Below are 20,572 nucleotides of genomic sequence, written 5' to 3'. Positions count from 1 at the left end.
CGAGGTATTGCATGCATGATAAAGCGTTTTTTATCGATGATAATAATAGGGATCGTTTGCCTGGCCTTGGGCGTGGGGGGCGGTGTTTTTTTAGGTGCCAAGTTTTTGGGAAAACCGCAACTTGTGGGAGAGGTTTCTGGCAAGACTACAAAGCCGGGTGCTATGTTGCCTCTGGGCGACTTTACCGTGAACTTGGCCGATAAGGATCCGCACATAGCAAGATTTAACCTGGTGTTGGAGTTGGCTGATTCGACAGTTGTTACGAAGCTTTCCGAAGAAGGATGGATCAGCAAGATGAAAAATGAGATCATTCTGACGTGTAAGGATAGATATTACGATGACCTTCGTACGGCAGACGGCATCTTGGCGCTAGCTCAAGATATAGCGAAGCGTCTGAATGCCATTCTGCCCACTGTAAAGGGTAATTTGCCGGTCAGGAATGTGCTCTTTCAGGAGTTTATACTTCAGTAGGCGGTGGTGAAAAGAAATGGGACCGGAGGTGCTGTCTCAAAGTGAAATAGATGCCCTTTTAAAGGCGCTTTCAAGCGGCACTCTCGATGTCTCTTCCTTGGTCGGCGAGGAAAGGGAAAGGACCGTTAAGGTCTACGATTTTAGGCGTCCGGATAAGTTTAATAAAGATCAACTTAGGGCGATTCAAATGATTCATGAATTCTTTGCTCGTCAACTCACGACCACTTTTTCATCCTTTGTAAGGGCCATGGTGTCTGTTGAAGTCGCCTCTGTAGAACAACTTTCATACGATGAATTTGTGAGATCGCTTGTTCAGCCGACCGTCATAGTGGTCATGGAGATGTACCCTCTTAGCAGCAATGCCCTTTTGGAGGTAAACCCTCGCCTTGTGTTTGCTATTATGGATAGAATGCTGGGTGGACCAGGAAAAAGTATTTATAAGCCCAGAGAGCTAACGGATATAGAGAGGACAGTAACCGAGCGGGTCGTAATGAGAATGTTGGAACTTTTAGAAGAGAGCTGGTCAACAATAGTTGATCTTAGATTTAGGATACAAAACATGGAAAGCAATCCCTATTTTGCACAAATTTGCCCCGCCTCGGATGTAGTTGTCGTCGTGACTTTACAAGTTAAATTGGGGGAAGTAGATGGTTTTATAAACTTATGTATTCCTTATTTTGCGATTGAGCCCATTGTTGACCGCTTAAGTTCGCAACAGTGGTTTGTATCCACTAGCAGCAGAGAAGATGATGCTTCTAAAGAACATCTCACAAAGAGATTGATGAAAGTTAGGGTTCCGCTAAGCGTTGAGATTGGGCATGTTGATTTGATACTCGAAGATTTACTTAAGCTTCAGGTTGGCGATGTGATTAAGCTCGAGGAATCTTGTTTTCAACCAGTTAAGGTGAGGATAGGCGGTAGGGTTAAATATTTAGCCCAAGCAGGAGTGCACAATAAAAGATACTCTATAAAAATTATTAAACCTTTTAGTTTGGAAGACGAAGATATTGGGTTGCAGTCCGAGGAGGAATTGATGTATGACCGATGAACTGTTAAGCCAGGAAGAGATAGAAGCTCTTCTTAAAGGCATCGGAGGAGGTACGACGAAAGAAAAGGAAAGCGAGGAGCTCAGAGAGATTGCATCATTGTATGCTAGGGCTTTTTCAAACATCCTGCAACTGCTTTCGGGAGAAGAGGTAAAAGCCGAGATAAGGGAAAGGGGTTTTTATCGGCAAGATGTCTTTGCCGGGAGGTTTAATGTACAAAGTGTTATACTTTATCTCGTTGAATATGATGCAATAGAAGATTGGCAGCATGCCTTCGTTATGGAAGAAAGAATGGCTCTGCTGCTTGCTGATATAATGATGGGAGGCGATGGAACCGAATTGCCTGATGCGATGAATGATTTGTATCTGAGCGCCGCCCAAGAGGGCATTAGCCAAATATCGGGAGCTGCCATATCCGAAATGGTAAATTTATTGGGAGGCAGGCGCATCGGTATTAAAAGCACATCTTGTTCTGTGAAAAAAGGCGAGTGGATGCCCTTTGAGACGCTGCCCTCAGATACAGAAATATGGGCCTTTTGTATGGATGCTGACATTAAAGATATCGGTAATTTAAAAATGTTGAGTTTAATGCCGCAGAGGGCCGCTCTTTTATTAGCAGAAGAAGTTGGAAAAATAATGTCTCCGCAGATTAAATCTTACGAGGAAGCGGTACAAAAGGCTGCGGTGGCAAAAGCCCGTGAGCCATTTGAAGGAGCGACAACAGAGAGAGCAGTTTCCGAGCCTCGCGGGTTGAAGAAAGAGCCAGATTCTGTTGAGGTTAGGCCTGCTGAGTTCGTACCCTTGAATGCCGAACTGGCTGAGCAAGATGTTGACGTTCAAAATATAAATCTGATAATTGATGTCCCTGTTCGTGTAACGGTCAGGTTAGGTCAGGCTTTTAAGACTATCGGAGAAGTATTGAATTTAGCACCTGGATCTGTGATAGAATTGGACAAAATGGCCGGTGATCCAGTGGATATTTTGGTAAACGGCAAGCTTATAGCGCGAGGCGAGGTTGTTGTAATTGACGAAAATTTCGGCATTCGCATTACGGAGATAACGAATCGTAGCGAAAGGGTTAAGTCGTTACGCTGAGTATAAAAGGGGGAAATTTTCGTGCCAAAGGTACTTATAGTTGACGATGCAGCCTTTATGAGAATGATGTTGAAAGATATTTTAATCAAAAACGGGTACGAGATTGCAGGAGAGGTGTCCAACGGCGTTGAAGCCGTATCCATGTATAAGGAGGCTAAACCTGATATCGTCACAATGGATATAACCATGCCCGAAATGGACGGAATAACTGCATTAAAAGAAATTAAAAAGATCGACCCGAACGCAAAGATCATCATGGTAAGTGCCATGGGCCAACAGGCACTGGTCATTGAAGCCATAAAAGCGGGCGCCCTAGATTTCGTCGTTAAGCCTTTTCAACCAGACAGGGTGCTAGAGGCCTTGAGCAAAGCCTTGTCCCAATGAATAAATTTTTGTGGAGACTATTTACGTGGTTTTTGGCCTTTTTGAATGAGCGAGGAGGTTCATTATGCCTCGCTTTCTTATTATGCTTAAAGGGGACAAGAGCCTTAGCTTATCAAAACAACTATAAATTTTCGATCGTCCTTTACATCCTAAAGATCATTATGGCATTGTCTATAATTGCCGTCACCGTGTTTTTATTTTATCGTTATGCATTGCGAAAGGGATTATTTAAAAAGTCCGATGAATTGCAACTGATCGCGCTTTTGCCCTTAGGTAACGACAAGGTATATTTAATTCGATGTAAAGACCAAATTATCTGCGTCTTTGCCGGTAAATCGGGAGTTATGCTCTTAGGAAAATGGAGTTTGAATGACTGGAACGAAAATAAAAAGTTTGTCTAGGTGGGGGTAACGTGAAGTTAAAGATGTCGTTATCATTGTTTTTTGTCTTTTGTCTCTTGGTTTTTTTAAGCAAACAGGCCCTGGCTCAACCCCCAAACATACCCTTTCCACATTTAGACATCAATGTTAGAGCTAGCGAGTCTCCTGGTGATGTGGCCCTAACGCTTCAGATCATTGCTCTAATCACTATACTGAGCTTGGCCCCAGCTATTGTGTTAATGGTGACGAGCTTTACGCGCATTCTCATAGTCCTGGGCTTCGTGCGCCAATCTATTGGCCTTCAACAACTACCGCCAAATCAAGTATTAGTAACCCTGGCTTTGTTTTTAACATTTTTTACAATGTCTCCCGTCTGGCAGCACATATATACTGAGGCTGTAAACCCATATATTGAAGGGACAATAACAACATCGGAGGCTTATGATAATGCCATTGGCCCTTTGAGGAATTTTATGTTCTCTCAGGTTGGCGATGAAGAGCTGTCCCTCATGGTATCCCTTGCTGACCTGCCACAACCTGAAAGTCGAGATGAGGTGCCGACTAGAGTATTGATTCCTGCTTTTATGTTGGGCGAATTGAAAAAAGCTTTTCAAATGGGCATTCTCATCTTCATACCCTTCATAGTTGTTGATATGATTGTGGCAAGTATCTTGTTGAGCATGGGTATGATAATGCTCCCGCCCATGTTGGTCTCACTTCCGTTTAAAGTGCTTCTTTTCGTCGTAGCTGATGGGTGGGACTTGGTTATATATAGTGTGGTAAATAGCTTTAAGTGAAGGTGAGGCGAATTGTCGGTAAAAGATGTCTTTCAGGAAGCAATATGGGTAATTTTGCTGTCGAGCATGCCTGTTTTGCTTACGGCCATGGTGGTAGGATTGATCATAGGCATCCTCCAAACGGCCACGTCTATTCAGGAGCAGACGCTTGTATTTATTCCTAAGATCTTAGCGGTTTTCTTGCTGTTGTTCCTGTTAGGCCCCTGGATGTTTGGCCATGTGTGCGAATTTGCCAAATATTTATTTGAGAATATGGCAGACTTTGTACAATGACTTTCCAATATTCACTTGTTCAGTATTTAGCGATTATATTACTAGTCAGCCTGAGGTTTTTGGGCCTTACGATTGCAGCACCAGTGTTTTCGCCTCCTTCCTTTCCGGTCCCGCTAAAGTTTATGCTTGTTCTTCTTTTTTCTTTGATCGTAGCGCCGACCTTGACATTTCCTGAAGATTTGTTTAAAGGGTCCCTTTTTTTGCTGATCTTAGCGTCCGCCCGAGAGTTCCTAATCGGGATAGGCATCGGTTTTTTTGCGTCACTGCCTTTGTACGCCTTTCAAATTGCGGGCGGTTTTTCGGGGATACAGATGGGACTGGGAATGGTCAACATATTGGATCCCTTTTCTGAAGCTCAAGTTTCTTTGCTTGGCCAGTTCAAATTTATGTTAGCATTATGGTTCTACTTTAGATGGAATGGACATCTTTTGCTGTTTCAAGGTTTTGTTCAAAGCTTTAAGCTGCTTCCTTTGGGCCTTTGGGAATGGTCGTGGGCTATTGATCCTGGGGCGGGAAGATGGGTAGCTCAACTTTTTTATTCTGCCATGAAGATTTCTCTTCCCTTTATGGGAGCCATGCTTCTTGCCGACATTGGACTCGGTTTCGTTGCAAGGACTGTCCCGCAGATGAATGTATTTGTCCTGGGCTTCTCATTAAAAATATTGCTCGGGATGTTAATTTTGATGTTCATGGTGCCGTTATTGGTAGATTTTTTGCAAGGAGAAATTAGCAAAGCGATAGTTTTAGCTTTGGAGGGAGTGTTGGTTTGGCGGTAAACGAGCACGTCAATTTTAACTTACAGTTATTTGCCGAGGAAAGGACCGAACCGGCAACCCCCAGAAAGAGGAGAAAGGTACGAGAAGAGGGCCAGGTAGCCAAGAGCATGGACCTTATTACCTCTGCGGCCGTGCTAATGGGGGTGATTTTACTCTTTCTCTTGGGAACTTTTGTTTTTATGACGTTGAAGGAATTCTTCGCTTGGGAGTTCTCCCATCTCTCGGACGAAAGTAATTTCCGCGGACAATGGATTTGGCGGGCAAGCGTAAGAGGCGTTATAGTTTATCTCAAGACGTGGTTGCCGATTGCCTGTTTGTCCGCCTTTGCAGTGCTTGCAGTAAGCTTTGCCCAGGTTGGATTCTTAATTACATCTAAACCCTTAGTTCCAAAATGGAATAGGTTAAACCCTGTTTCCGGTTTAAAAAAGGTTTTATCCTTAAGATCGTTGGTTGAACTGGCCAAGGGTTTGCTTAAAGCTGCTGCTTTAGCCGGTGTGCTTTACATCGGTCTTAAGGGCAGCTTAGAAACATTGCTTTTAACTATGCAAATGCCCCTTTTAAAGGGCTTACAAGCATTGCTTAAGACGATATTCGATCTTTCCCTAAAAATGGCGGTATCATTGTTTATCATAGCTTTATTTGATTACGTCTATCAAAAATGGGAATTTGAGAGATCCATAAGGATGAGCATACAGGAGCTCAAAGAAGAATTTAAGCAGCTGGAAGGCGATCCGCAGTTGAAAAGAAGAATTCGCCAAAAACAGCGCGAGCTGGCCAGGCGTAGGATGATGGCCGAAGTAAAAAAGGCGGATGTAGTTATAACCAACCCGACTAGAGTAGCCGTTGCACTTCAGTACGATAATAAGCTCATGGATGCGCCTATCGTAATTGCGAAGGGGTTGGGGTTCATAGCTGGCAGGATCAAGGAAGAGGCACAAAAACATGATATTCCTTTGGTTCAAAGACCACCTTTAGCTTGGGCACTTTACAGCAATGTTGAAATAGGCGAAAAAATTCCAGAAGAACTTTACAAGGCAGTTGCTGAAATTCTTGTATTTGTGTATGGGTTAAAGCAAAAAAAGATTGCTAATATATAGCTTTACCTTTGGAGGAAAGTTATGAGCACTACCAGAGAAGGGACATCAAATAAAAGTGGCATTTTTCGTTTTGCCGATGTAACTATGGCAATCCTGGTTGTCTTGATAGTGGGAATGATGATAATCCCTCTGCCGACAAGGCTTTTGGATGTCCTTTTGGCTCTCAATATAACCTTTGCGATAATTACGTTGCTTTCTACTTTTTACGTTAAAGAGGCGTTGGAAATAGCGGCATTTCCTACGATATTATTATTGGCAACTCTCTACAGACTTGCTCTTAACGTTTCGACCACAAGGCTTATCCTTTTAAAGGGGTATGCTGGAGAAGTGGTGATGGCCTTTGGGAACTTTGTAGTCGGTGGGAATTATGTTGTAGGTGCTGTTGTATTTTTGATACTGGTCGTCATACAGTTCATCGTTATCACCAAAGGTGCCGAGCGAGTTGCTGAAGTTGCTGCCAGGTTTACGCTTGACGCCATGCCGGGTAAACAGATGGCCATCGATGCCGATTTGAACTCAGGTCTTATAGATGAAAGCGAAGCAAGACAGAGGCGGGCTCGCATACAACGCGAAGCTGATTTCTACGGGGCCATGGATGGCGCATCTAAATTCGTAAAGGGAGATGCAATAGCGGGCTTGATCATCACTGTCATAAACATAATAGGTGGTCTTGCGATTGGGGTACTGCAAAGGGGGTTAACAGCCGCACAAGCTTTGCAGATTTATGCCCTTTTGACGGTGGGAGATGGATTGGTTGCCCAGATTCCTGCGCTCGTATTTTCGACGGCCACGGGCGTGATAGTAACGCGGGCGGCAGGTGAGACCAGCCTTGGAATAGATCTTATCAATTCACTGACGTCTAGCCACAAGCCCCTGCTCATTGCCTCTGGGATGCTGTTTCTTTTAGCGATAGTACCGGGACTTCCCTTTTTCTCCTTTGCTACGATTGGAGGGATGCTGGGTTTTTTGGGTTATCGCATGATTAGAGAAAGAAGGCGCATTGCTGAAAGACCTAAAGAAGAACCTCCAGGACCCAGGGCTCCGCAAGTTACGCCAGAGAGCGTTTTGCCCCTTATGGCGGTAGAGCCAATGGAGTTAGAAATAGGCTACGCCTTAATTCCTTTGGTAGACCCTTCGCAAGGCGGAGACATGCTCGAGCGCATAAGCACTATCAGGCGACAGCTAGCACTTGACTTGGGCATCATAGTCCCACCCATAAGGATTAGAGATAACATTCAATTGAAGCCCACGGAATATGTGATCAAGATACGTGGAGTGGAGGTGTCCAGGGGTGAGCTTATACCGGATCATTATCTTGCCATCAATACCTCCGGGGTTGAAGAAACCCTTGTTGGTATACCGACAACTGAGCCAGCCTTCGGGCTTAAGGCTTTTTGGATATCTCCCGAGATTCGCGAAAAGGCAGAGGAAATGGGTTTTACTGTAGTCGACGCGTCCTCCGTTTTGGCTACACATTTGTCGGAAACGATCAAAAAGTACGGTGCCGATTTGCTCTCGAGGCAAGAAGTGCAAAAGCTCATCGATGCAGTTAGGGAAAATTACCCCGCTGTCGTAGAAGAACTAATGTCGGTTTTATCCTTGGGCGAAATTCAAAAAGTTCTTCAAAATCTCCTGCGCGAGTCCGTGCCAATACGTGATTTGGTGACAATATTCGAAGCTTTAGCTGACGACGGACGTATTTCTAGAAGCGTTGATTTTTTGACTGAAAGAGTGCGGGAAGCCCTTTCAAGGCATATTACGCACAGATTCAAGGGAGAGGATGGACAAATTACTGTCATTACGCTCTCACCCACGTGGGAGCAAAAGATAAGGGAATCGCTAAAGGGGGATTTGTTGCAAGGTTGGCAATTGCAAATGGACCCAAAGGTCTTAAACTTCTTTGTTTCTCAAGTTTCTAAAGCTATTGAAAGGATGGCCATGGAGGGGAAATTGCCTGTGCTACTGGTGCACCCGGATGTGAGGTTCATAGTTCGTAAAATTGTTGAAAGTAAACTGCCGAATGTGCACGTTCTTTCTTACAGCGAGATAGAACCAGGCACTAAGGTACGATCTTTAGGGATGGTGGAGTAAGATGCGTGTAGTGAGGCAAATAATTTATGAGGCAGATACTGAGCAGGAGGCCTTTGAAAGGGCCCGCAAGAAGCTCGGTCCCGAAGCTGTGGTTTTATCTAGCATTCCCGTTAAACGTGGTGGCTTTTTGGGGTTGTTTAAAAAAAGAAAATATATAGTGACGGCTGGTATTTTAGAGGAAGAAGAAAACCATAAAAATTTTGAGCAAGAAAAACGCGATCGTTTGATCGCCTTTCAAAAATTATTGGAGAGTACTTCAGCCGGATCTGAGCCTGGGGAAGATGATTTATGGAGACTGACAAATAATTTTTCCGATGCCATAGAATTCTCTGAAGTGGCCGTTGATTTGTTACGTGATTCTTGCAAAATGGGTCAAGAATTGGATGACAAAAACAAAGAGACAGAGAGATTATCTGCTGCCTTTGCTAAAAACTCAAATGATATCAGTGAAAATCAAATATGTGAACTGCTTTTACAGCGCGGTTTTGATCCGCTTATTGCCATGGAGACCGCTAGGGATTACTTTCCCACGAAGGATGACAAGAAATTGGACGAATTTGTGGCGGAATCCATTCCTGTAGTCGGGAATGATTTTATTTCTGCCTTGGGTGGAAAAAAGGCAATGTTCATAGGTCCCACGGGTGTGGGGAAGACAACCACGATAGCCAAACTTGCGGCCATATTTGCGTTGTGGCATCAAAAGAAGGTGTTGCTTCTTGGTGCTGATACTTATCGCATAGCTGCAGTGGAACAATTACGTACTTACGCAAGTATTCTTGAGGTGCCAATGGAGGTCGTTTCAAGCAGTAGCGAGATTGAGAAGGCGCTGAATAAGCACAATGCAGAAATTATCCTAGTCGACTTGCCAGGTAGAAGCCAGAAAGATATCGTCAGATTAGAGGAGTATCGCAAAGTCTACGATGCTTTGTGTCCTGATTGTGTACATCTTTTAATAGCTGCCAATGTTTCCTACCCAACAATGGTGGATGTAGTAGAAAAATTAAAAATAGTTCCCTATGATGCGATTATCTTTACGAAGGTGGATGAGACAACTTCGCTTGGAGATCTATTCAGGCTGACGAAGACTTGCAAAGTGCCATTATCCTACATTACAACAGGACAAGACGTTCCAAGAGATATTGAAGTAGCTTCGCCTAACCGAATTGCGCGGCTAGCCTTAGGATTAGAAAGGCTTTGCGATAATGAATAGGGGTTCTAGCACGATGGAAAGAAGAGATCAAGCTTCTGAATTGAGAAATTTAAAAAGGAAAATTGCTGGGGGAATAAAAACGTACACAATAGCCAGTGGTAAAGGCGGTGTGGGCAAGACAAGCTTGTCAGTCAACCTTGCCTCGGTTTTGGGAAAGATGGGAGTTCGGACTATTGTGCTAGATGGTGATCTGGGGCTTGCCAACATAGATGTTATGTTTGGTCTTTATCCCAAATATCATTTGGGTCACGTTGTAAATGGCGAGAAAAAGCTTTCTGATATTCTAGTTTCAGTACAGGAAAACGTGTATATGCTGCCAGGCGGGACTGGTTTACAAGAAATGGCAGATTTGGATATGGCAAGACAGCTCAAGTTGATTGATGAGTTTTCTTTACTAGAAGATTATGGTGATGTTTTGCTCATCGATACTGGTGCAGGGGTCTATCGCTCGATAATAGTGTTCGCTTTGGCATCTGATTCATTGTTACTTGTAACTTCGCCTGATCCAACTGCCATTCGCGATTGTTATAGCTTACTTAAGGTGGTATCTGGGAAGTCAACCACTCCTTTAGAAGTGCACCTTGTGATCAATATGGTAAAATCGGATAAGGAGGCTTTAGAGATTGCATCGAGACTTCAGCTTACGGCTAAGGATTTTCTAAGGATGAATATTAATGTAGCCGGTTATATATTAAAAGATTCTCGTGTAGAAGAAGCTATAAAGATGGGCATGCCTTTTGTTAATTTGGACCCCAACTGCGAAGCATCGAGGTGTGTTGCTTGGATTGCTAAAAAAGTGTTTAACCCTGATGGCGGAGGAGAAGTCGGAATGGCACCCTCCGGAAGGGGAATTAAAGCTTTTTGCATGAGACTTTTAAAGCAGATTCAGCTGAGGTGAAGGTGTTGGATGATCAGGTATTAGTTGACATTTTTGAAAAAAATGTCAACGTTAAGGTTAAAATTAATGTAACGACTGGTTTGTATAAGGGAAGTTATCCTTCGCGGATAGAAGACGTTAAGGGTCGCATGGTAGCTCTTTCCCATCCATTCTTCAAAAATGCGCTTGTGCCATTATATAAGGATACTTCCCTGGAGTTGATCATATACGAAACGAAATCACCGGCCATGGTCCCCGTGAAAGTTTTTCGAAGAAGTATGAGCAACGGTATTCCCATTTTATGGGTTGTTCCTGTTGGCGATCCGGTTAAAATCCAAAGACGCAGGTTTGCTAGAGTAGTGTGTAACATTGATGTTCTCTTTTTTTCTCTTTCCCTAGAAGAAAAATTTCCCATGACCGCTCTTTGGGAGAGGGCTGTTGGTATCGATATAAGTTTAGGTGGTATGAGAATGAGAGCAAGGAGGGGGAAAGCAATACCTGGCGAGAATGATAGATTGTATTTGAGGTTAAATTTGGAGGAAGAGGACAACTTTTTAATTTCCAGGACCATACGCGTAGTTCACGAAGGAGACTTTCTAGAGGCAGGGTTGCAGTTTGAGGGCTACCCGGGAGTAGTGGAAAAAAGGCTTATTCGGTTTATAAGAAGCAAGGAGTTGAAAGGCATAAGTGATAACACCCGTGACTAAACAGATAAAAGTTTTAGTTGTTGATGATTCAGCATTTATGCGCAAGGTCATATCCGATATCTTGGAAGAAGACCCAAGGATCAAGGTTATCGCCAAAGCTCGAGATGGGATAGAAGCTGTTGAGAAAGTGCTTAAATTAAGTCCGGATGTCATAACACTTGATGTCGAAATGCCGCGAATGGACGGCATTGCCGCTTTAGAAGAGATAATGCGTCTCAAGCCTAGGCCGGTAGTTATGGTAAGTAGTCTTACGCGCAAGGGTACGGCGGTGACCATAAATGCTCTGGCTTTAGGTGCTGTTGATTTTGTAGCTAAACCTTCAGGCGCCATATCTCTTGATATGAGAGCAGTTGCCCAAGAACTGAGGGAAAAAGTCCTGGTTGCTGCATCTATCGACATTGAAAAGCTGATGAAAGCACCCCCTCCAGCCCATGAGGCGAAAAAAAAGGTGCCTGCAAAAAAAGGAGAGGTTGAAGTGGTTGCCATCGCAGCTTCCACAGGAGGTCCTAGAGCCATACAAAGCATTTTGGAGAGAGTAAAAACCACTTCCATAGCACCCTTGGTTATAGTACAACACATGCCAAGTGGCTTTACGAAGAGTTTTGCTGAAAGATTAAATGAAATCTCCAAATTGGAAGTACTGGAAGGGTTCGATAACTTGCCGCTGAAACCAGGCATAGCCGTAGTTGCCCCCGGAGGAAGTCATATGATAGTTGAAAGTGATAGAGAAAAACAATTGATATGCCGTTTGTCGGACGTACCCCCTTTGCATTCGGTTAAACCTGCCGCGGACTTATTATTTTTAAGCGTGGCGGATGTTGTTGGCGGTGCATCTATGGGAATTGTCTTAACAGGTATGGGGCGCGACGGTGCCGAAGGTGCCAGAGCAATCAGACAGAAGGGCGGTTACGTGATAGCAGAATCAAACGAGACCTGTGTTATATACGGGATGCCCAAGGCGACGATTGAGTGCGGTGGCGCTGATGAAGTTTTGCCTCTTTATGCCATACCAGATCGCTTGGAGGAAATAGCGTCAAAATAAAAATAAATGATAGATTACGGAGTTGATGGCGATGGATATGACCGAATACTTAAGCGCTTTTTTAGCTGAATCCAGTGAGCAATTGGTACAATTAAACGACCTTATCTTATTGCTTGAGAAAGATCCCCACTCCCTAGATACGATCAACGAGATCTTTCGCATAGCTCATACGCTTAAAGGCATGGCTTCTGCAATGGGCTATGAGGGGATTTCTGATTTAACCCATGCTCTTGAGGACATGTTGGACATGGTACGCAATGACGAATACGAATTAAAGACCGAGGATATTGATTTAATGTTTAAGTGCCTGGATTTACTTTCTGCGGCGATCGAAAAAGTTCGAGGGACAGGAAAAGAGGGAGAAATTAGTGATAAGTTACATGAGGTTGCAAGTATCGTAAAGGCGAGTTTTGGGCGTGAGGGTAAGGAGACAAAAAAAGAAGCATTTAGTTTATCTGATGACTTAACTTCTATGGAGCTGGGTTGGTTTGAAAAGGCCAGAGAGCAGGGTTTGGATATATACAAGATATTTGTAAAAATAGCCTCTGATTGTGCTTTAAAGTCAGCTAGGGCTTATTTGGTAATTACGCGCCTCGAAGAAATTGGTGAACTTGTTAAGGTAGTGCCGCCAGTGGAGGATCTTGAGAAGGAGAACTTCGGGGACAGTTTTTATGTTTATTTGACGACCAAGGAACCAAAAGAAGTGCCTGAGGAGATTTTGTCTTCTATTTCTGACATTAGTGCCTTCAAGATTGAGCTTGTTGAGCCAGAAGTCTCAGGTGTGCAAGTTGCCTCCCAAGAACCTAGTGCAATTAAGGGACAAGTAGATGATAAAAAGGCTCAGGAAGACATGATAAGCGATGCATTGAATGCCCTTAAAAGGCAACAAAGCACAACAGTGAGAGTTGATATCGGTAGGTTAGATAAATTAATGAATTTAGTAGGTGAGTTGGTTATCGGAAGGGCGCGCATAGAGCGTCTGGCTGCCGAGGCGGGTTTGAGTGAATTCGAGGAACCATTGTTGCAGTTAGGCAGAATATCTACCGAAATTCAGGAGATAGTTACGAAGTTAAGGATGGTTCCAGTAGCTTATGTCTTTGATAGATTTCCTAGAATGGTGCGAGATTTATGCAGGAGTCTCGGCAAAGAAGCAGAAGTACTAATAGAAGGTAGCGATACAGAGCTAGATAGGACAGTCATAGACGAGATTGGAGACCCGATGATTCATCTTTTGCGAAACGCACTGGATCACGGCATCGAATCCCCACAAGAAAGAATAGCTAAAGGCAAGCCTCGCGTTGGCTCGATAACCGTAGCAGCCTTTCAAGAGGGCAATAGCGTTGTAATAGAAGTAATGGACGATGGGAGGGGAATTGACCCCCAGGTGGTTAAAAGAAAAGCGAGCGAAAAGGGCTTAATCACCAAAGAGGAAGCCGATTCGATGTCCGATGAGGAAGCACTGGGACTTCTTTGCCTCCCGGGTTTTAGTACTTCCGAAAGGGTTACGGATTTATCCGGTCGAGGGGTCGGCATGGATGTAGTGAAAAGTAAAGTTGAATCTTTAGGGGGACAATTCCAGATTACTTCTAAGGTGGGCGAGGGCACCAAAGTTGCAATAAAACTGCCGTTGACGCTTGCTATAGTGTTGGCTCTTTTAATACGCATAGGCGATGAAACTTATGCCATATCGCTCGAGAACGTGGAAGAAACGTTATTGGTGGATAAAAACGAGACGAGGCACGTACACGGCTCTCTAGTGACCACTATTAGGGGGGAAATACTGTCTCTACACGATTTGAAGGCGTTGCTAAGTTATCCCGGAGAACAGTATGATAAAGAAGAATATCCTGTCGTTGTAGTGCGAGCGGGTGCCAGCGGCAAGCGCCGCGGGCTAATTGTCGATGAGCTGATAGGACAGCAAGATATAGTTATAAAACCGCTGGGAAAATTGCTGTCTAAAGTGCGTGGCATGGCTGGGGCCACAATTTTAGGCGATGGTAAAGTTGCATTGATACTGGATGTAGCTGGTGTTGGGAATTGGTGATCAACTAATTTACCTCAAGAATGGCTGGGGATCGAAAGATGGGGCACAGTGAACTGGAAGGTTTAAGTTCGTTTCATTTGGACGTTATACGAGAGACGGTAAATATAGGTGCGGGTAACGCTGCTACTGCCCTGTCACAGCTCGTGGGGTCAGCTGTGACCATGGATGTTCCTAAAGCGGAATTAGTTTCTATATACGAATTGGCGGATCGCTATACCTCTCCCACGAAAATAGTCAGCGCCGTTTATCTTCGGTTTGAGGGCGAATTTTCTGGAAACATGCTTTGGATTATGAGTGATGATATAGCAAAGGAACTCGTAAGGATGCTAATTGCAAAAGATTTCGGCGATTTGTCGCAGGATCAAATGGACCAAATTGCCGATAGTTTATTAGTTGAGGTGGGCAACATCGTATTGAGCTCCTTTTTGAATGCCATTAGTGCCATGATCAATTGTCCTTTGCCCGTTACTGTACCGGCCATTGCCCATGATATGTTAGGAGCCATACTCGATCTGTTGGCTGCCTATTATGGTATGGTTGGAGAGGTAGCCATCATTTCGGAAACCCAGCTTCGAGTTGCTGGGAATGAGAGCCCTTTGAGTGGCCACGTCATGCTTTTGCCGGATCCCCAGTGTTTATCGGTGTTGCTTTCAAAGCTGGGGGTGCTCTAGTGCTATGGTGCCAGTTTATCACGTTGGTATGGGGGATATTGTTGTAGCTAAACATCCGGTGGTGCTTACCTCTTTAGGATTAGGCTCATGTCTTGGATTGGTTATTTATGATGAAATAGCGAAGGTCGCAGGAATGGGCCATGTGATGTTACCTGAAAATCATGAGGGCCAAAACGTTAAGAAATTTGGTAAATACGTCGATACGGCTGTGCCAAGATTAATGGAAGAATTAATTGCTTTGGGAGCCCTGAAATCAAGGCTTAAAGCTAAAATGGCGGGTGGCGCTCAAATGTTTTCGATTCCCGGTAAAAAATCTAGCTCCTTTTTGGCTATTGGAGAGCGCAATATTGAAGCCGCTAAACGCGTATTAAATAATTTTAGCATACCTCTGGTCGGGTGTGATGTAGGTGGCAATAAGGGTCGTAGCGTTGAATTTCACACCGAACATTGGATCATGGTGGTAAAGGTGATTGGTTCCGAAATGAAGAGAATATGAAGATAAAAATTGAAGGGAGCTGGGCAAAAAAATGAAGGGGGCAGAGGAGAACAATAAGTCCGAATCGAGCGAGGATAAAATTGTGATTGACCATGGTTTAATCCAGCTTCTTTCTAATCAAACAGGCGCCTCAGTTGAGGAGATTAAATCCGTACTTGAACATAGCGAGGGCGATTTGCAAAAACTCATAAATAATATAAGGGAAATTGCTCCCTCTTATATAGCGATTAAGGGTAAATTTCAGCCAAGAAAAAAAGATGATTTAAACGGCATCTTTTGTCTTGTTGCCAAGGGTATGACAGGAGAAATTGTAGCCTTTAAGGCATGGGTTGGTTCAAAGGATTTGCCCGCGGGATTTGATGTGAAAGCTGCTTGGGAATCGGTATATTCGTATATCACAACTCTTGAGACCCCTCATGATAATCAAAGTCAAAGGCGGTTTGAAAAAATATTAGGCGATTATTTTACCAATACTACTTTAAACAAACTTTTTTCTTCGAAACTTAATTTAGCAGAAGCGCAAAAATCACTTTATCTGGCCATAATGGGCATTTTTAGATCCGATTTGACTGTAGAAATTGACGTGGAAAAATTCAATGAAATAAGGTACAAACTATCACCTCTTGCAGGAAAAGACGAAGAAGAAATACCTAAAGAAGAATTTGAAGAAGAGGCTCAGAGGAAAGCCATCCAAAACGTGACATTAACATGCATTCCGAAATTAGATGTTATCAAAGGTAAGCCGGTTGCTGATTTAAAAGAAGGAGACATGGTTGAGGCATCGATTGCCTCCTCCAGTCCATTGGGAAAGTTCATAAACGGACTGTTTGCAGGGAGCAAGTTGACGCCCACCTTTGAAGTAAAATCTGTACAAAGATTGCCGAGCGGAGATTGTTTAGTGCGTCTTTTTATTTCAGACGGTATGGAGGGCGTGTTTAAAAGCTCAGGCGAGATAAAGGTAAGTATTTCTCCAACGAAGTCAGATCAACAAAAGAGGGACTCGTATCTTATTATGATATTAATCTCAGTTATCATCGTATTAGTGTTATTTTTTACACTTAGGAGGTAGAAATATTGACTAAAAGGCCGACGAAGGATGTTATGAACGAAATTTGGCGAAAGTATGTTTCTACCCATTCTGATGAATTAAAAGAAGAAATAGTTAGAATCTATCTTCCTCTGGTTCGCTATGTTGTAGGCAGGATGTCGGTGGTAATTCCGACAGGCCTGAGTCAAGATGACCTTCTAAGCTTTGGCGTGATGGGATTGTTAGACGCTATCGATAGGTACGATCCTTATCGAGGCGTTTCCTTTAATACGTTTGCCTTTCCGCGAATCCGGGGAGCAATTCTCGATGAGCTTAGGCGGTACGATTGGTTTTCCAGGAGTGCTAGGGAAAAAATCCAACGCTTAGAGAAAGCTATAAGTGAGTTAAACAAACAGGGTATTAAAGTTGACGATGAGGAATTAATGATAAAACTGGAAATGGACGAAAAGGAATTAAAGGAAATTTACGAGCTGATGAGCCGTAGCTACGTCGTTTCCCTTGACGAAGTAATTTTTTTAGAGGACGGAGAAGTTGAAAGAGGGTCTCTGGTTTCCGATAATGCGCCAACGCCAGAAGAGTTTACGGAAAGTAATGAGGAGTGCGAGAGATTAAAGGGAGCCTTGGAGAAATTGCCAGAAAAGGAAAAATTAGTGTTGTCATTATACTATTATGAAGGGCTAACCTTTAAAGAGATAGGCGAGGTAATTGGTGTCACTGAATCTAGAATATCGCAGATACACGGAAAAGCCCTAAGCGTGCTAAGAGGACTGTTGAAGAAAGAATATAATTGAAGTTCGTGAGGTGAAAAGCGGTGAACTCGCGCCCTTTTTCAGTGTATGCGCGTGAAGATGGCGTGTATATCGAGATAAAGCCAGGCAAAGACGTAAGCAAGGTAGAGATAATAGGCTACCTTAAGCGTCAAGGGATTGAAGTTGAAGGGAGTTTAATTGACGAGATTATAGATCAACGAAGGGGTGAAATCGTAAAGATTTCTGATGAAGTGCCATCTGGCACAGGCGAAGCTACTATCGAAGTTGACATCTCGGAAGATGGTATTGAGGCTTTAATCCATATAATTCCTCCCCTAGATGAGACGAATTGGCCTTCTCCTAAGGATCTTGAGGACGAGCTAAAAAAGGCGGGCGTAACCTTTGGCATTAAGAAAGATCTTTTAGAGAAGGCGTGCGCAGAAAAAGTTGGACACCAATGGATGGTTGTTGCTGAGGGAATAAAACCAATTGATGGCGAGGATGCCCATGTAGATCTTAAGGTAGATCTGGAAAGATTAAAGCCCAAGGTCGATGATCCCAGTGCTGCAAGAGTGGATTTGCGTGAGCTTGGCGCAGTTATTAATGTCTTTAAGGGACAAGTTCTTGCCGAAAAAATACCTCCAAAACAGGGACGAGATGGCATAAATGTCTTAGGCAAACCTATTAAAGCAAAGCAGGCAAGGGATAAAAATTTGCCAAAGGGCAATAACACTGAAATATCAGAGGATGGCTTGAGGCTCATTGCTGCGATAGACGGAAATCTGATAGCAAGGGATGGAAAATTGCACGTAATGCCTGTTTATGAAGTGGATGGCGATGTAGATTATAGCGTTGGTAATGTGAATTTCATCGGAAGTGTCGTTATCAAAGGGTCTGTGCGTGATGGTTTTACTGTGATTGCTGGTTCGGACATCCAGGTTGGGGGGGTTGTAGAAGCTGCGAACTTGCGAGCAAGCGGAAGGATACTGATTCGCGGCGGAATAAGGGGGATGGGCAGAGCCCATATTGAGGCAGAATCTGACATAATAGCTTTATTTATAGATCAATCTTATGTTAAAAGCAATAACAATGTAATAGTAGAAAGATCCATAATGCATAGCACCGTGATGGCTACCGAAAAGATAACAGTTATGGGCGGCAGGAGGGGAGTCATCGTTGGAGGAAGTTGTTCGGCTGGCTTCGAGATCTCTTGTGTTACCTTGGGCAGCGAAATGGGAACGAAAACCGAAGTCCAAGTCGGGATTATTCCATCCCTTCAGCAGGAACTAAAAATAATATTGCAAAATCTTGAGGATTTGGAGGAAAAGCTCAATAGCATTGAAAACAACCTTGCCTATATCAAAAGATTAGAGGCACAAGGAATGATTGATCAATCCAAAAGAGCATTGATGCTACAATTATCGAAGGCAAAATTACGACTACAGTCCAGTGTGGAATTTTATGATGCACAACGACAAAAGCTGGAGGGAGAGATTCTTAGAGTAAATGAGGCGTGTAGGGTAAAGGTAAAGGGTGTATGTTATCCTGGTGTTATCATAAATATGAGAGGTATTACTTACATAGTTAGAGATAGAATGGAGTACGTCACCTTCTACTTTGATAAAGGGGAGATAAAATTTACATCCTATTCGTAATGTGGTGATAGGTCATGCTGCGACCGATTCAGTGGCAAATAGTCATGTTAAAAGCGGGACAAGAGGAGCAACTGTCCAAAGATGCTGCTTCCTCTGCAGCTCAATTTGCTATGAGGCAAGAGGCACTTGAGGAAACTGAGCGAGCACAAGCACAAGTAAAGCGAAAGGAAAAATCTTCTGGCGCAAATAAATTAGCTGTAAACGATCGGAAGCGCTCCAATGATGGAGGCAATCATAATAGTCAAAAGAAATCGAAAAAACGGCCAACGAAAGCTGACGATCTGACCGGGTTCAAGGGAGATTGCGAAGGATTGGATGTTTATGCCTAAAGCTAGTGCAGTTTCGAAAAAAGATTTCTTTATAGGTTATTTATACATCTCACCCTTTAGCGATGAAGGCATATATACAGGTGCTGTTATGATCACTGACTTCCGGGGGATACCAGTAGATTTTAACTATGTAGAGCCAATAAAACCGACCAGGCTGGAGAGAGTCTTGTATGGGAGTGCTCTCGAAACCTATCTTAGAGAAGGGTTAATTTTACAAAATTTAGTTAAATCAATTGCAAAAAAGCCAGAAGTTTTAATCTGTCAAGACCCGACCTTGGTTGTGCCAACTCGTTCGCTTGTTAAATATCCTGTCATAGCAATTGAGCAATATTCGGGATTGCCTTTAGAAACCGTGGGTACCTACGAACGATTATTTGACGGGGAATGTTTTATCTATCAGGCTGAGGAAGTAGGCCCTCCAATTAAAGTATGCTTTGGATTTTCTCCCCAACAAGCTGAAGTTGAAGCTCTCTTGCACATATTAAAAGAAGCCGCTAGATATATGGACTTACTAGAGCCATTTCAGCGGATAGCGAAAGCGTTGGACGTCATTATAGAAGAATGTTAAGATGAAAAAATCAACGATGAAAAGTCAAACGTTACATGACAGTTTTATAGAACGCCTGGCACGTGTATTATTGGGAAAAATTAAGGTTCGCTCTTTTTCGTTAGTCGATATACTCATCAAGGTTAGAAACGTACATCGCAATGTCATGGTTAAATTCCTCACACTCGACTTTGATGTGGTTTGTAAAAGTTGGGATTTTTCAGACCGTGCCTTTTTGAGGGTTCAAGATGCATCCTTACGTCTCGATAAGTTCAAGTTAAAAAGGCTTACGTTGCGTTGCATCAACGTAAAACCAAAAAAAGTAAAACTTCGTGGCATCGTTTCCGTTAATTCGGACATTTCTTTATGCAATGCTTTCCCTCAAGAAAGGGTAAATAAAATAGCTTACATTCGAAGTATGGATTTTTTTGAGAAAGGGACTATTCCCATCGCCATGTTTTGCCCTATAATTAAGAACAAAGCTCTAAAGTTGATTTTAAATAAAAAAGAGGGCGTAGTTTTAGTATGGTATTCTAGGGCACGAGGAAGCGACGAGCCTTATTATTTGTTTTTATGTCGCAAACTCGGACAACAAGCTTTGGAGGAGAGTGTGGTGTGGACTTGGGTTTCGATGGCATGCGAGAGGAGCGGAGGTGGTTAAGACTACGTCGAAGTAAAAGTCAGCTCGAGATAAACACCTTGCGAAAACCTGGTCAAAAATTAAAGAAGTAAATAACTATAATACAACTATAATACAACTATAATACAACTATAATACAACTATAAT

General features: G+C 43.2%; 23 protein-coding genes. All 23 read left to right on the top strand.

The features are described from left to right. The first annotated feature begins 15 nt into the window (after nucleotides 1–15). Genes AC5SXE_RS11680 through AC5SXE_RS11570 form a run of 23 tightly spaced genes read left to right on the top strand, consistent with a single transcriptional unit; the run spans nucleotide 16 to nucleotide 20,446 of the window. Nucleotides 16–471 carry a flagellar basal body-associated FliL family protein gene (locus AC5SXE_RS11680; RefSeq protein WP_493917421.1) on the top strand — a complete coding sequence of 152 codons (456 nt, stop codon included), beginning with the start codon at nucleotides 16–18 and terminating at the stop codon, nucleotides 469–471. Nucleotides 472–487: 16 nt separating this feature from the next. Next, complete coding sequence (fliM, locus tag AC5SXE_RS11675) at nucleotides 488–1,519, top strand: flagellar motor switch protein FliM (protein ID WP_493917420.1); 1,032 nt, start codon at nucleotides 488–490, stop codon at nucleotides 1,517–1,519. Further along, on the top strand, nucleotides 1,509–2,612 hold the full coding sequence (gene fliN / locus AC5SXE_RS11670) for a flagellar motor switch protein FliN (protein ID WP_493917419.1): 1,104 nt from the start codon (nucleotides 1,509–1,511) through the stop codon (nucleotides 2,610–2,612). The genes fliM and fliN overlap by 11 nt, the downstream gene beginning before the upstream one ends. A gap of 21 nt (nucleotides 2,613–2,633) precedes the next feature. Continuing rightward, complete coding sequence (locus AC5SXE_RS11665; protein ID WP_433912795.1) at nucleotides 2,634–2,996, top strand: response regulator; 363 nt, start codon at nucleotides 2,634–2,636, stop codon at nucleotides 2,994–2,996. Nucleotides 2,997–3,037: 41 nt separating this feature from the next. Beyond that, a complete protein-coding gene (locus tag AC5SXE_RS11660; protein WP_493917418.1) occupies nucleotides 3,038–3,397 on the top strand; it encodes a hypothetical protein in 360 nt (119 codons plus the stop codon). A gap of 11 nt (nucleotides 3,398–3,408) precedes the next feature. Further along, a complete protein-coding gene (gene fliP, locus AC5SXE_RS11655; RefSeq protein ID WP_493917417.1) occupies nucleotides 3,409–4,173 on the top strand; it encodes a flagellar type III secretion system pore protein FliP in 765 nt (254 codons plus the stop codon). 12 nt (nucleotides 4,174–4,185) lie between these two features. Then, nucleotides 4,186–4,446, top strand: coding sequence for a flagellar biosynthesis protein FliQ (fliQ, locus tag AC5SXE_RS11650; protein ID WP_493917416.1), 261 nt, complete (start codon nucleotides 4,186–4,188; stop codon nucleotides 4,444–4,446). Continuing rightward, nucleotides 4,443–5,222: a flagellar biosynthetic protein FliR gene (gene fliR / locus AC5SXE_RS11645; protein WP_493917415.1), complete on the top strand. Its 780-nt coding sequence runs from the start codon at nucleotides 4,443–4,445 to the stop codon at nucleotides 5,220–5,222. The genes fliQ and fliR overlap by 4 nt, the downstream gene beginning before the upstream one ends. Next, a complete protein-coding gene (gene flhB / locus AC5SXE_RS11640) occupies nucleotides 5,213–6,319 on the top strand; it encodes a flagellar biosynthesis protein FlhB (protein ID WP_493917414.1) in 1,107 nt (368 codons plus the stop codon). The genes fliR and flhB overlap by 10 nt, the downstream gene beginning before the upstream one ends. A 21-nt stretch (nucleotides 6,320–6,340) precedes the next feature. Then, nucleotides 6,341–8,410 (top strand): flagellar biosynthesis protein FlhA, encoded by a 2,070-nt coding sequence (gene flhA, locus AC5SXE_RS11635; RefSeq protein WP_493917413.1) that lies wholly within the window; start codon nucleotides 6,341–6,343, stop codon nucleotides 8,408–8,410. 1 nt (nucleotide 8,411) lies between these two features. Next, nucleotides 8,412–9,620, top strand: coding sequence for a flagellar biosynthesis GTPase FlhF (flhF, locus tag AC5SXE_RS11630; protein ID WP_493917412.1), 1,209 nt, complete (start codon nucleotides 8,412–8,414; stop codon nucleotides 9,618–9,620). 13 nt (nucleotides 9,621–9,633) lie between these two features. Beyond that, on the top strand, nucleotides 9,634–10,518 hold the full coding sequence (locus tag AC5SXE_RS11625; protein WP_493917411.1) for a MinD/ParA family protein: 885 nt from the start codon (nucleotides 9,634–9,636) through the stop codon (nucleotides 10,516–10,518). Further along, nucleotides 10,482–11,204 (top strand): flagellar brake protein, encoded by a 723-nt coding sequence (locus AC5SXE_RS11620; RefSeq protein ID WP_493917410.1) that lies wholly within the window; start codon nucleotides 10,482–10,484, stop codon nucleotides 11,202–11,204. Before AC5SXE_RS11625 ends, AC5SXE_RS11620 begins: the two co-directional genes overlap by 37 nt. Next, on the top strand, nucleotides 11,185–12,246 hold the full coding sequence (locus AC5SXE_RS11615; RefSeq protein WP_493917409.1) for a protein-glutamate methylesterase/protein-glutamine glutaminase: 1,062 nt from the start codon (nucleotides 11,185–11,187) through the stop codon (nucleotides 12,244–12,246). Before AC5SXE_RS11620 ends, AC5SXE_RS11615 begins: the two co-directional genes overlap by 20 nt. A gap of 31 nt (nucleotides 12,247–12,277) precedes the next feature. Further along, nucleotides 12,278–14,290, top strand: a complete 2,013-nt coding sequence (locus tag AC5SXE_RS11610) for a chemotaxis protein CheW (protein ID WP_493917408.1) — start codon at nucleotides 12,278–12,280, stop codon at nucleotides 14,288–14,290. 38 nt (nucleotides 14,291–14,328) lie between these two features. Next, nucleotides 14,329–14,961: a chemotaxis protein CheC gene (locus AC5SXE_RS11605; RefSeq protein ID WP_493917407.1), complete on the top strand. Its 633-nt coding sequence runs from the start codon at nucleotides 14,329–14,331 to the stop codon at nucleotides 14,959–14,961. Nucleotides 14,962–14,965: 4 nt separating this feature from the next. Then, nucleotides 14,966–15,457 carry a chemotaxis protein CheD gene (locus AC5SXE_RS11600; protein ID WP_493917406.1) on the top strand — a complete coding sequence of 164 codons (492 nt, stop codon included), beginning with the start codon at nucleotides 14,966–14,968 and terminating at the stop codon, nucleotides 15,455–15,457. A gap of 31 nt (nucleotides 15,458–15,488) precedes the next feature. Next, nucleotides 15,489–16,526, top strand: coding sequence for a ubiquitin (locus AC5SXE_RS11595; RefSeq protein WP_493917405.1), 1,038 nt, complete (start codon nucleotides 15,489–15,491; stop codon nucleotides 16,524–16,526). Between the two features lie 5 nt (nucleotides 16,527–16,531). After that, nucleotides 16,532–17,296 carry a sigma-70 family RNA polymerase sigma factor gene (locus tag AC5SXE_RS11590; RefSeq protein ID WP_493917404.1) on the top strand — a complete coding sequence of 255 codons (765 nt, stop codon included), beginning with the start codon at nucleotides 16,532–16,534 and terminating at the stop codon, nucleotides 17,294–17,296. A gap of 20 nt (nucleotides 17,297–17,316) precedes the next feature. Then, nucleotides 17,317–18,909 (top strand): flagellar assembly protein A, encoded by a 1,593-nt coding sequence (locus AC5SXE_RS11585; protein ID WP_493917403.1) that lies wholly within the window; start codon nucleotides 17,317–17,319, stop codon nucleotides 18,907–18,909. Between the two features lie 14 nt (nucleotides 18,910–18,923). Then, entirely contained in the window at nucleotides 18,924–19,238 is a 315-nt protein-coding gene (locus AC5SXE_RS11580; protein ID WP_493917402.1) for a hypothetical protein, read from the top strand. After that, on the top strand, nucleotides 19,231–19,806 hold the full coding sequence (locus AC5SXE_RS11575) for a hypothetical protein (protein WP_493917401.1): 576 nt from the start codon (nucleotides 19,231–19,233) through the stop codon (nucleotides 19,804–19,806). The genes AC5SXE_RS11580 and AC5SXE_RS11575 overlap by 8 nt, the downstream gene beginning before the upstream one ends. A gap of 1 nt (nucleotide 19,807) precedes the next feature. Continuing rightward, nucleotides 19,808–20,446, top strand: a complete 639-nt coding sequence (locus AC5SXE_RS11570) for a hypothetical protein (RefSeq protein WP_493917400.1) — start codon at nucleotides 19,808–19,810, stop codon at nucleotides 20,444–20,446. The last annotated feature ends 126 nt before the right edge of the window (nucleotides 20,447–20,572 follow it).

This window comes from Acetomicrobium sp. (genome assembly GCF_059026225.1).
The sequence above is the reverse complement of the archived record's forward strand: the minus strand, read 5'-3'. Positions and strand labels throughout refer to the sequence as shown.